Origin of the sequence: Spirillospora albida, assembly GCF_000718255.1 — a bacterium.
Lineage (GTDB): Bacteria > Actinomycetota > Actinomycetes > Streptosporangiales > Streptosporangiaceae > Spirillospora > Spirillospora albida.
This window is the reverse complement of the sequence record NZ_JOFJ01000004.1, coordinates 357,438-369,265: the sequence shown is the minus strand read 5'-3', so window position 1 is coordinate 369,265 and position 11,828 is coordinate 357,438. Positions and strand designations below refer to the sequence as shown.

Here is an 11,828-nt window from a genome sequence, read left to right as displayed (position 1 = left end):
CCCGGTCCCATCCCGAACCCGGAAGTTAAGCCCTTCAGCGCCGATGGTACTGCATGGGAGACCGTGTGGGAGAGTAGGACGCCGCCGGACACATATCAGGGGAAGGCCCCGCCGAAAGGCGGGGCCTTTCTCATTTTCCGGCCCATTCAAGTGATCCCTTCCTCGGGACGGCGGGTTAGCCTGGATCGGTGACCGTCGAGCTGGCTCTGCTGAGCCGTGTGGCGTGGCGCGGACGTGAGATCACCAGTCCTCGTCTCCGTGGCCTTCTCGCGCTGCTCGCCGACGACCTGCCCGCCGGCCGGAGCACGTCCGGGCTGATCGAGGGCCTCTGGGCGGACGCCCTTCCCGAGACCCCCGGCAAAGCGCTGCAGGTGCTGGTGTCGCGCGCCAGGGCGCAGCTCGGGCCGGACGTCATCGTCAGCACCCGCACTGGATACCGGCTCGGGCTGGACGAAGAAGCCGTGGACGCGTCGGCCGTCCTCCGCAGAGCCGCCAACAGCTCCGGCCACGCCAGGCAAGGCGATCACGCGGCGGCTCTGGCGGAGGCGGAAGCGGGCCTCGCCCTCTGGGACGGCCCGCCACGGCGATACGAGCATTCGGACGACCCCGTCGGGGTCCTGCGAGCGGAAAGGGCAGCCGCCTATGACGCGCTGCGCCGTTCCAGAGCACTTTCGCTGGCTCGTCTGCGCAGGCACGAAGAGGCGCTGCCTTCTCTTGAAGAACTGTTCGCGAGGCATCCGAGGGACGAGGAGATCGTCGCCGAACTGGTCCGCTGCGAAGCGGCGACGGCCGGGCCGTCCGCGGCCCTGGAAAGGTACGAGGCGTACCGCCGGGATCTGCGTGACGACCTCGGTACCGGTCCGGGGGCGGCTCTCCGGGCCGTCCAGGAGGAGTTGCTGAGGGAGGAGCTCCCGCCCGTCCGCCACAACGTCCCGCATGACCCGAATCCGCTACTCGGACGGGACGCGGATCTGCGGGCCGTGCACACCCTGCTGCGGGCGTCCCGCGTGACGTCGATCGTCGGGCCGGGCGGGCTGGGGAAGACGCGGCTCGCTCACGCGGCGGCGCGGGAGGCGGAGCAGAGGGTCGTTCATCTGGTCGCGCTCGCGGGCGTCGACCGGAACGGGGACGTGGCGGGCGAGGTCGCGACCGTGCTCGGCGGCGGGGAGGCACGGCGGGCGGCGCCGCCGGGAAGGGCACCGGGCGGCGATCCGGTCGCCGCGATCGTGGACGCGGTCGCGACCGGTCCGGTGCTGCTGGTCCTGGACAACTGTGAGCAGGTCGTCGAGGGCGTCGCGGAGCTCGTGGGGACCCTGGTCGCGATGACGCGGGATCTGCGGGTCCTGACCACGAGCCGGGCGCCGCTGGGGCTGTCGTCGGAGGCGGTGTACCCGCTGCCCCCGCTGGACGCGAGGACGGCGGAGGAGCTGTTCGCGCAGCGGGCGCGGGCGGCGCGGCCCGGGGTGGAACTGCCGGGGGAGGCGGTCGCCGAGGTGTGCCGCCATCTGGACGGGCTGCCGCTGGCCGTGGAGCTGGCGGCGGCGCGGGTCCGGGTGATGTCGGTGGCGGACATCGCCCGGCATCTGGACGACCGGTTCGCGCTCCTGCGCGGCGGCGCGCGGGACGCGCCGGCGCGGCACCAGGCGATGAGGGCGGTCGTCGAGTGGAGCTGGAACCTGCTCGGACCGGAAGGGCGCGCGGCCCTGCGCGCCCTTTCGATCTTCCCTGGCGGGTTCACGGTGGACGCCGCCCGGTACCTGCTGGGCGATCGGGAGGACGAGGTCCTGTCCGTCCTGGAGGGGCTCGTCGTTCAGTCGCTGCTTCAGGTGTCCGAGGCGGGGACGCGTACGAGGTTCCGGATGCTGGAGACCGTCCGCGAGTTCAGTGCCGCGCACCGGGCGGCGGAGGGCGAGACGGAGGAGGCGGTCGACGGCCTGCTGCGCTGGGCGCGCGCGTTCGGTGCGGCGCATCACGCCGCGTTCTGGGGCGCGGACCCGTTCTCGTGCGTCCCCGTGTTCCGGGACGAGCAGGACAACCTCGTCCAGGCGCTTCGGTACGGCATCGACCGGCGGGACGGTGCGACGGCCGCGGGAGTCGTGGCCGTGCTGGGGGTGCTGAGGCTGGTCGACAAGGCGTACGGGCGCCTGATGACGATGGTGACGGAGTGCGCCGACGTCCTGTACCGCTACCGTCCCCGCGAGGAGAGCGCCGCCGACGTCCTTCGGACCGCGTTGACCCTGTGCACGCTGTGCACGCTGTTCCTGGAGGGGCCGCGCGCGACGCGGTCCCTCGTGGCGTTGCGGCGGCTGCCGGCCGTCCCGGCGGACACGGTGCCGCACGGGCTGGCGACGGTCGTCGCGGCGGTGCCGGAGATCCTGGAGCCGGACGGGCGGCGGCTGCGGGAACTGCTCGCCCGTCCCGAGCCGCCGCTCGCGGGGGCGGCGAACCTCGCGCTGACGCTCCTGAAGGAGCGGGACGGCGACCTCGAGGCGGCTCTGGCGGCGGCGGAGCGGGCGGTCGACGCGCTCGCCGGCCCGGAGAGCCCCTGGATGACGATCATGACGCGGTCGCGGGCCGGGGAGCTGTGCCTGCAGACGGACCGGGCGGAGCGGGCCCGGGTTCACATGCGGACGGTGCTGGGACTGCTGGAGCGGCTCGGGGCGGAGGCGGACGCCGTGGGCGTGCGGTGGGGGATGGCGTCCGCCGCGCTGCAAGCGGGCGACGCCGATGAGGCGGAGTACTGGCTCGGGAAGGCGGTGCCCGCCTGCGCGGACCACGTGCACGGTGCCGCGACGTTCGAGCTCGGCGCGCGCGCCGAGATCGCGATCACTCGGGGGCGGGTCGACGAGGGGCTGCGGCTGTGGCGGCGTGCCGTGGCGCGGCTGCCCGAGGAGGAGAGCGGGTACTCCGTCCTCGGCCCCGGCATGGACCCGTGGACGCTGGAGGTCGAGAGCGCGGCGGTCGCCGCGCACGCCGCGCACGGCCGGGCCGCGGACCTGGCCGAGGTCGCGGCGGCGCTGCGGGGGAAGCTCGCGGTGCTCCTGGACGAGCGGAGCGTTCCCCAGCCGGCGTTCGTCATGGATCTGCCGATCTGCGGTGCGGTGCTGTACGCGCTGGCACGGGCGGAGCGGTCCCGGTCGGCGGCGCGGGCGGCGCGGATGATCGCGCTGGCGGAGCGGATGCGGTTCCCGCGGAACTTCCAGCCGACGATGGCGGCGGCGGGGGCGCGGGCGGCGGCCCGGAGCGCGGACGGGCCGGCCTACGACGCCGCGTCCGCGTCGTACGCCGGCCTGTCCCGCGAGGAGCTGAGGGGCGCCGCCCGTGATCTGCTCTACCGGGACGGGTCGCGCCTGAACAGCAGCCTGGACCAGACATAGCCGGTCACGGCGAACGCGGCGCACCAGGCGAGCGAGATCGCCGCGTCGTCGCCGATGGGGCCGCCGGTCAGCAGGCCGCGGAGGGTCTCGTTGAGCGGTGTGAACGGCTGGTGCTCGGCGAACGCGCTCATGGCTCCCGGCATCGAGTCCGGCGGGACGATGGCGCTGCCGAGGAACGGCAGGAACTGGATGAGCATCGGGGTGTTGCTGGCGCCCTCGGGGGTCTTGGCGGCGAGGCCCATCGCGACCGCGACCCAGCTGAGCGCGAAGGTGAGGGCGATCAGCAGGCCGCCGGCGGCGAGCCACTCGACGGCGGTCGCGGACGTCCGGAAACCCATCAGGAGGGCGGCGCCGACGACCGCGAGGGTGCTGATCGACGTCATGATCACGCCGGCGGCGACATGCCCGGTGAGCAGGGACGCGCGGGCCACCGGCATCGTGCGGAACCGGGCGATGATGCCGTCGGTCATGTCGACGCACACGGCGACGGAGGTGGACATGCACCCCGACGTCACGGCCATCAGGATGATGCCGGGCGCGATGTAGTCGATGTAGTCGCCGCCGCCCCGCCCCTCGTTCAGGCCGGCGCCGAGGGCGCCGCCGAACACGCCGACGAACAGCAGCAGCAACGCCACCGGCGTCATGATCGTCGCGGTGAGCATGGCGGGGTAGCGGACGGCGTGCCGCAGGTTGCGGCGGAGCATCGTGCCCGAATCGGTCAGGACATGGGCGAGGGCGGTCATCGGGTGGTCACCTTCTCGTGCCGGGGCCGCCCGGTGAGGGCGAGGAAGACGTCGTCGAGGTCGGGCAGGTGGACGGAGAGCTCGTCGACCTCGATCGAGGCGTCCTCCAGCCGGGCGAGGAGGACGCGCAGCGAGCGGACGCCGCCGTCGCTCGGCACCTGCAGCGTGAGGGCCTCGTCGTCGCGGGGGGCGGGCTCGAACAGGGCCGCGGCGGCGTGCAGCGCGGCGGCGTCGGCGAACCGGAGCGTGACGTGGCCGCCGGGGACGAGCCGCTTCAGCTCCTCCGCGGTGCCCTCGGCGACGAGCCGGCCCCCGTCGAGGACGCCGATCCGGTCGGCGAGCCGGTCCGCCTCGTCGAGGTACTGCGTGGTCAGGAAGATCGTCACGCCGCCGGCGACGAGGTCGCGGACGATGTCCCACATGACGCGGCGGCTGCGCGGGTCGAGGCCGGTGGTCGGCTCGTCCAGGAAGATGATCTGCGGGTCGGCGATCAGGGTCATCGCGAGGTCGAGCCGGCGGCGCATCCCGCCGGAGTAGGCGGCCGCCCGCCGCCCGGCGACCTCCGCGAGGCCGAACCGCTCCAGCAGCAGGTCGGCGCGGCGGCGGCCGGCGGCGCGGCCGAGGTGGTGGAGGTCCGCCATCAGGATGAGGTTCTCGCGGCCGGTGAGCAGGTCGTCGAGGGCGGAGCGCTGGCCGGTGACGCCGATCGCGCGGCGGACCGCCCCGGGGTCGGCGGCGACGTCGTGGCCCGCGACCCGGACCTGCCCGCCGTCGGCGCGGATCAGCGTGGACAGGATCTGGACGGTGACGGTCTTGCCCGCGCCGTTGGGGCCGAGCAGCGCGAAGACGGTGCCGCGGGCGACGGCGAGGTCGAGGCCGTCCAGGACGACCTTGTCGCCGAACGACTTGCGCAGCCCGACCGTCTGGATCGCGCTCGGTGGAGGGTTCGTTGCCATGCCCCGGAGCGTGCGGGACGCCGCTTTCAGCGCGGTTTCACGCCGGTTTCAGCCCCCGGGCGGCCGCCGTCAGATCTCGTCGCCGGCGAGGACGGTGTCGGCGTCCACGATGCGGTAGGCGTAGCCCTGTTCGGCCAGGAAGCGCTGGCGGTGGGCGGCGTAGTCCTGGTCGAGGGTGTCGCGGGCGACGACGGCGTAGAAGCGGGCGCCCGCGCCGGACGCCTTGGGGCGTAGCAGGCGGCCCAGGCGCTGCGCCTCTTCCTGCCGGGAGCCGTACGCGCCCGACACCTGGACGGCGACGGTCGCCTCGGGGAGGTCGATGGAGAAGTTCGCGACCTTCGACACGACCAGCACGTCGATGTCGCCGGCGCGGAAGGCGTCGAAGAGCCGCTCGCGCTCGCGGATCCTGGTCTCGCCTTTGATGACGGGGGCGTCCAGGAGGGCGCCCAGTTCGTCGAGCTGGTCGATGTACTGGCCGATGACGAGTGTCTGCTCGCCCCGGTGCCGGTCGACGAGGGCCTGGACGAGCTTCGTCTTGGTGTCGGTCGTGGCGCAGAACCGGTAGCGCTCCTCCGGCTCGGCGGTCGCGTACGCGAGCCGCTCGGAGTCGGTGAGGGTGACGCGGACCTCGACGCAGTCGGCGGGCGCGATCCAGCCCTGCGTCTCCATGTCCTTCCAGGGCGCGTCGTAGCGCTTCGGGCCGATGAGGGAGAACACGTCGCCCTCCCGTCCGTCCTCCCGGACGAGGGTGGCGGTGAGGCCGAGCCTGCGCCGGGCCTGGAGGTCGGCGGTCATCCGGAAGATCGGCGCGGGCAGGAGGTGGACCTCGTCGTACACGACGAGCCCCCAGTCGCGGGCGTCGAACAGCTCCAGGTGCGCGTAGGCGCCCTTCCGCCGCGTCGTCATGATCTGGTAGGTGGCGATGGTGACCGGCCGGATCTCCTTCTTCGTGCCGGTGTACTCGCCGATCTCGTCCTCGGTGAGGGACGTCCGGCGAAGCAGCTCCTGCTTCCACTGGTGGGCCGATACCGTGTTGGTGACGAGGATCAGGGTGGTGGCCCGGGCGCGAGCCATGGCGGTCGCGCCGACGATCGTCTTGCCCGAGCCGCAGGGCAGGACGACGACGCCGGAGCCGCCGTGCCAGAACGCGTCCGCGGCGTCCCGCTGGTAGGAGCGCAGCTCCCAGCCGTCCTCGGCGAGGTCGATCGGGTGGGCCTCGCCGTCCACGTAGCCGGCGAGGTCCTCGGCGGGCCAGCCGAGCTTGAGGAGCGCCTGCTTGAGGGCGCCGCGCTCGCTCGGGTGGACGGCGACGGCGTCATCGCCGACCCGTTCACCGATCATGCCCTTGACCTTCTTGGCGCGGAGGACCTCCTCCAGCACCGCCCGGTCCGACGAGGCCAGGACGAGCCCGTACGTGGGGTGCTTCTCCAGCCGCAGCCGCCCGTACCGCGCCATCGTGTCGGCGACGTCCACGAGCAGGGCGTGCGGGACGGGGTAGCGGGAGTAGGTGAGGAGCGTGTCGACGACCTGCTCGGCGTCGTGCCCGGCGGCGCGGGCGTTCCACAGGGCGAGGGGCGTCACGCGGTAGGTGTGGACGTGCTCGGGTGCGCGCTCCAGCTCGGCGAACGGCGCGATGTCCTTGCGGCACTCGCCGGCGAGATCGTGGTCGACCTCGAGCAGCAGCGTCTTGTCGGACTGGACGATGAGTGGACCGTCGGACACGGAACCAAGCCCCCTTGCGGTCTTCGCTTGCCGGCGCGTTCTCGAAGGTCGGCGCCTCGCCACCCCGCGACCGCCCGCTGCCGAACGGTACCCCAGGCCGGCCCGGCCGGGCCGCCTGTTCAACGGCGGAGGGAGCGGTTCTCTTCCCCGGTCAGTACTGGTAGGGGTCGCTGCCGTCCTCGGACGTGACCCCGATCACGATGATGACGGCCGCCCAGATCACGAGCGACACCCCGAAGCAGACCCACGACCAGATCGTGAGGGTCCGCGCGGAGTCGGGGTCGGTGCGGTTGCGTCCGACGGCGATCCCCGCGGTCACGATGCCGGGGATCGCGAGGAGGTTGCAGCACATCGACACGGTGACGATGTTGCAGACGAGGGCGGCGATGGTGGACGCGTTGTTCGCCGGCGCGTGCGGCACGCCGGGCGGCCCGTAGCCGGGGGCGTATCCGGACGACGGGCCGTACTGGCCGTACTGCCCGGGGTCGCCGTAGGCGCGGTAGCCCTGCTGACCGTAGGGATCCTGCTGTCCGTACTGGCTTTGCTGTCCGTATTGGCCCTGCTGTCCGTAGGGGTCCTCCCAGCCGGACGGGGGTCGTCCGTCGTATCCGCTCACCGACACCCTCCTCGGGCACGCTCGGGCACGACTCCCAGATTACGGAACGAATGCTACGAAGCGGTCTCGTCCGTACCGCCGGTCCGCTCCTCGTCCAGTTCGGACACTCCCGTGATGCGATGCAGGGCGAACCGGTGGACGGCGGCGCGCGTCGCGTCGTATCCGGTGAGGAAGCCGCCCTCGACCCGGACGGGCTCCACGATGCGGCTGGACGCCCGGCCCTGCTGGTCGAGATAGCCGATCCAGAGCCGGCCGCCGCGCCGGGCGGCCGCGCGGAGCCGTTCGACGGTCGCCATCGCGGGCGAGCGGGGCGGCTCGCCGGGCGGGGCGTCGGCGCGCAGCGCGGCGCCGTGCCGGGCGGCCTCGTCGCCGGCGCGCAGCGCCCGCACCGCCGCGGTGATCATGGACGTGTCGGCGTGCTCCTGCGGTCGGAGCCGGACGATGTCGGCGGCGGGCGGCGGCTCGGCGCGCTGCGCGTCCGGCCGGGTCACGATCACGCCGCCGCCCGGGGCCTCCGCGACGGGCGCGAGGCCCATGGCGCGCAGCGCGTCCAGCAGGTCGCCGCGGGACAGCCCGGACGCGAGGACGGTCGGCGCGAGCCGGTGCAGCCGCAGCCCCGCCGCGCGCCGGTCGGCGAGGATCTCGTCGAGGGTGGCGGCGGAGTCGGTCCGGACGTAGGACGACAGCGCGCCGACCCGCAGGCGGCCGTGCCGGCGCGCCACGTCCTCGATGAGGTAGGCGAGCGGCTGCGGCAGGGGCGCCGCGGCGTGCCGGGCCAGCAGGCCGGTGAGGTCGTCGGCGGACCGTCCGGCGTCGAGGGCCCGGCGGATCGACTCGGGGGTGAACCGGTACACGGTGGCACCGCCGGTCGACTCGACGTCGGCGGCGAGCGCGAGCTCCCGGCGCAGCCCGGTGACCAGCGGGCCGGGCGCGATCGCGGTGAGGTCGGCCTGCACGAGGACACGGTCGACGAGCTCCGGGAGGTGCTTTTCCAGACCGGGTTCCGGATCGTCGCCCGCGAGGAGGTCCCGCGCGAACGGCGCGAGCTCCCCGAACCCGGTGAAGCCGAGCACGGCGGCCTCGCGCAGCGTCCAGCCGGCGAGCCGGTCGCGGGCCGGCCCGCCGCGCCGGGGCCGCAGCCAGGCGAGCCGGGTGCGCAGCGACTCGGCGTCGACGGCGACGCCCGGCCCGGCGTCGGCGAGCACGCCGAGCGCGGCGCCGCGGACGGCGGGCGCGTTACTGCGCGCCATGCCCTCGCTCAGCGCGTTGATCAGCCTGTCGCGGTCGTCGCGCTCGCCGGCGAGGCCGGCGGCGCGGTCGGACTTCAGCCAGCCGTGCGCGAGCTCCGTCCAGCGCCCGGCGGTGTCGCGCAGCAGCCACAGGTCGTAGGCGGGGGTGGGCAGCCAGTCGCCGTCGAGGTCGCCGCTGCGGGTCAGCAGCCCGGCCGCGTACGCGACCTCGATCAGCAGGGCGGCGTGCCACTCCTCGACGTCCAGCAGCGTCGCTGCGGCGCGCAGGTCGCGGACGGCGAGGCCGCCGCTGCGCAGCACCGGCGGCGGGTCGAGGCCCCACCGCTCGAGCAGGTCCTCGATCATCCGGACGGCGGTGAACGCGGCGCCGGCGGCGGCCCGGACCACGAGGTCGCCGCCCCGGCCGGACGCCGCCGGCAGCGCCGCCGGCAGCGGCGGCGGCACGGCGGTCAGGTCACGGGTGAGGCGGCCGCCGCGCAGGTGGAGGCCGACCTCGCGGGGGAGGGTGACGGTGCGGTCGTCCTCGGCGGCGAGCAGGCCGCGGGCGAGCAGGCGCTCGATGGGGGTGGTCGCGGTGTCGAGCCGGACGGGCCGGCGGGCGTCCGCGACCCGGCCGACGGGCGGGCCCCAGGCGAGTTGCTCCAGCGCGGCCCGCGCGTCCGGCCCGGCGTCCTCGATCAGGTCGGCGGGGTCGGCGAGCAGCTCGGTGAGGCGGCGCAGCAGAAGCTCGGAGTCGGCGAAGGCGCGCGGGGCGGCGCCCGCAAGGTCGGTGACGAGCCCGGCGAGCCTCTCGGCGGAGTACCCGGCGAACGCCTCCCGGGCGGGCGGGCCGAGCCCCGCCGGGTGCGGCACCGCCTGCCGGACGCCCGGCGCCGGGGCGGGCGCCTCGTCGCCCCACGCGAGGCCGTGCCGGCGGAGCGTGCGCAGGGCGTCGCGGGCCTGGCCGGGGGTGGCGTCGAGGGCGGCGGCGAGCGCGTCCGGGGTGACGGGCGGCGGCAGGACGAGCAGCGCCTCGAGGGCGGCGAGGGTGAACCGGTCGAGCCGGTCGAGCGCGCGGGAGACGGCGGCGGGCAGCGCGGCGCGGGCGGCGAGCGCGGTCAGATCGGCGGGGACGGGCGCGAGGAGCTCGGGCCGCGCGGACAGCAGCGCGTGCAGCTCCTCGTCGCTTCGGGCGCGCACCCAGTCCGCGTACGTCTCCATGCCGTTCCCAACCTCGTGTGGCGCGCACTCGGTCCCGCTCGCTCCAGAGTAGGCGCCCGAGCGCGGTACCGGGTGCGAAAGCGCAGGTCCGCCGGAGGAACGCGGACCCCGGGGAACCCCTCGCGTCAGGTCGCGGGGGGCGCCTCCACGTGCCGCAGGCCCATGCCGAGCCGGGCCCAGCTGCGCACGAACCGCTCCTCGTCGATGCGGGTCGGCGGCTCGTACATCGACTCGTTGGCGAGCCAGTAGTTGACGACGGCGCCGCCGAGGATGGACGCGATCGCGGGCCAGTCCTCGTCGCCGCCCGCGAACTCCGGCTGCGTCGACAGCCAGGACGCGATCCCGTCGTAGAGCGGGTTGACGATGCCCTCGCGCATCTCCGCGACGAGGTTCGGGAACTGGTCGAGGTCGCGGAACAGCACCCGGATCAGGTCCTGCTCCTCGCGCATCTTCGCGAGGCCCGCCTGGCACGTCATGCGCAGCCGGATCTCGAGCGGGCGGTCGGCGAACGCGGACGCGTGCTTGAGCACCTCGCTGATCTGCTGCCGGGTCCGCTCGATGTGCTCGCGGATGGCGGAGGCGAGGACCTCCTCCTTGGATCGGAAGTGCCGGTACAGGCCGCCGGCGCCGGGGGACAGCCCGGCCGCCGCCTCGATCTCGGCGACGGATGTGGCGGCGTAGCCGCGGTCGGCGAACAGCCGCAGCGATTCGGCCACGATCCGCTCGCGCGTCGATGTCGTCATGGTGATGTATTCCTCCGGAAGAACACTAAGGCATGTTCGGGTGGCGGACCCCTGCGGTCGGCGCGGCACGCCCGAATTCGTGATCCGGCTCGCAACGGACGCCGGACGGCTAGAGTTCGTTGCTCCGCGCCCCTGTCGCCGGAAAGGGGCGTCGCCGGAAGGGTCGACGATGTTCGTGTCTCCGCGGAAGGCGCCCCCCGGGGTGTTCCTCCCCGAGGAGTTCGTGGTGCCCACGCTCGTCGCCGGGCCGCGCTTCATGATCCGCCCCATCACGGTGAGCGACGTGGTCAAGGACTACGGCGCCGTGATCGGCAGCCTGGACCGGCTCGCGGGCCGGTTCGGCCCGGAGTGGGGCTGGCCCGACCGCGAGTTCACATTCGAGCAGGCGCTGATCGACGTGGCGTGGCTGCAGAAGGAGGGGCAGCTGCGGCGGTCGTTCAGCTACGTCGTGACGACCCCGGACGGCGAGAGCCAGCTCGGCCGGATCCACGTCGCTCCGTCCGACACCCCCGACGCGGACGCCGTCATCGTGTTCTGGGTGCGCGCGGACGAGGAGAACTCGGCTCTGGAGACGGAGCTGGAGGACTTCGTCCGGCAGTGGGCGACGACGGCGTGGCCGTTCGAGAACGTCCGGTTCCCGGGGCGCGACGGCGCCGACCCGGAGGCGTGCGGAGCGCGCCCGGCCGCCGTGGTGCGGGCCGAGCCGCCCGTCGAGAAGGACGCCGCGAAGGACGCTGCCAAGTCGGCGGTGAAGGACTCCGCGGCGAACGTCGGGGCGGACGCGGTGGCGGACGAGGCGCGGCCGTCCGCCGGGACGCGGGCGGTCAGCAGAGGCGGCGTACGAGGGCTACGAGGATCCGTCCGATCACCAGGTAGACGAGGGCGGCAAGGCCGTAGTTGACGGCCACCTCGGCCTTCGGGTCGTCGGGCTGGAACACGTCGGTGAACTGCCAGGCCAGGTCGGTCGCCCGGTCGGCGAACCAGGCGACGATGTCGTTGCCGGTGTTCGCCTCGAACACGACGAACGCGATGTGCACGGCGAGGATCACCACGACCACCGTGGTCACGGCCGAGATGACGGCGGCGGCGATGGAGGCGGTGCGCCGCCGGACGGCGGCGCCGGTCGGGCGGGCCCGAGGGAGGCTCCGCGTGGTGCCCGTCTCGGTGGTGCGGGCGCTGTCCGCACGGGGGTCGTCTGCACGGTGCTCGGTCATGGTCGCG

General features: G+C 74.3%; 9 protein-coding genes and 1 rRNA gene. 3 read left to right on the top strand and 7 right to left on the bottom strand.

All coding sequences use genetic code 11. From position 1 onward, the window contains the following. Together rrf and IE99_RS0108130 are read left to right on the top strand one after the other, a co-directional pair. Positions 1 to 90, top strand: a 5S ribosomal RNA gene (rrf, locus tag IE99_RS30125); the annotation flags it as partial. 98 nt (positions 91 to 188) lie between these two features. Next, positions 189 to 3,377 carry an ATP-binding protein gene (locus IE99_RS0108130; protein ID WP_030166054.1) on the top strand — a complete coding sequence of 1,063 codons (3,189 nt, stop codon included), beginning with the start codon at positions 189 to 191 and terminating at the stop codon, positions 3,375 to 3,377. On the opposite strand, the gene IE99_RS0108125 is transcribed toward IE99_RS0108130, so the two are convergent. From IE99_RS0108125 to IE99_RS0108100, 6 genes are all read right to left on the bottom strand, one after another. Beyond that, positions 3,332 to 4,120: an ABC transporter permease gene (locus IE99_RS0108125; protein WP_030166051.1), complete on the bottom strand. Its 789-nt coding sequence runs from the start codon at positions 4,118 to 4,120 to the stop codon at positions 3,332 to 3,334. The genes IE99_RS0108130 and IE99_RS0108125 overlap by 46 nt on opposite strands. Then, positions 4,117 to 5,076, bottom strand: coding sequence for a daunorubicin resistance protein DrrA family ABC transporter ATP-binding protein (locus IE99_RS0108120; RefSeq protein WP_030166048.1), 960 nt, complete (start codon positions 5,074 to 5,076; stop codon positions 4,117 to 4,119). The genes IE99_RS0108125 and IE99_RS0108120 overlap by 4 nt, the downstream gene beginning before the upstream one ends. Before the next feature lie 69 nt (positions 5,077 to 5,145). Continuing rightward, complete coding sequence (locus tag IE99_RS0108115) at positions 5,146 to 6,798, bottom strand: DNA repair helicase XPB (protein ID WP_030166045.1); 1,653 nt, start codon at positions 6,796 to 6,798, stop codon at positions 5,146 to 5,148. Positions 6,799 to 6,949: 151 nt separating this feature from the next. Continuing rightward, a complete protein-coding gene (locus tag IE99_RS32610) occupies positions 6,950 to 7,414 on the bottom strand; it encodes a hypothetical protein (protein WP_051712227.1) in 465 nt (154 codons plus the stop codon). Positions 7,415 to 7,467: 53 nt separating this feature from the next. Beyond that, the gene (locus tag IE99_RS0108105) at positions 7,468 to 9,864 is read right to left on the bottom strand and encodes a helicase-associated domain-containing protein (RefSeq protein ID WP_051712225.1); all 2,397 of its coding nucleotides are present in this window, start codon (positions 9,862 to 9,864) and stop codon (positions 7,468 to 7,470) included. A gap of 125 nt (positions 9,865 to 9,989) precedes the next feature. After that, positions 9,990 to 10,607 carry a TetR/AcrR family transcriptional regulator gene (locus IE99_RS0108100; RefSeq protein WP_030166037.1) on the bottom strand — a complete coding sequence of 206 codons (618 nt, stop codon included), beginning with the start codon at positions 10,605 to 10,607 and terminating at the stop codon, positions 9,990 to 9,992. A 169-nt stretch (positions 10,608 to 10,776) separates the two neighbouring features. Here IE99_RS0108100 and IE99_RS32605 point away from each other — a divergent pair, with 169 nt between their 5' ends. Next, on the top strand, positions 10,777 to 11,508 hold the full coding sequence (locus IE99_RS32605) for a hypothetical protein (RefSeq protein WP_211258752.1): 732 nt from the start codon (positions 10,777 to 10,779) through the stop codon (positions 11,506 to 11,508). Here the strand turns inward: IE99_RS32605 and IE99_RS32600 are convergent. Then, the gene (locus IE99_RS32600) at positions 11,432 to 11,821 is read right to left on the bottom strand and encodes a hypothetical protein (protein ID WP_211258751.1); all 390 of its coding nucleotides are present in this window, start codon (positions 11,819 to 11,821) and stop codon (positions 11,432 to 11,434) included. The genes IE99_RS32605 and IE99_RS32600 overlap by 77 nt on opposite strands. Between the last annotated feature and the right edge of the window lie 7 nt (positions 11,822 to 11,828).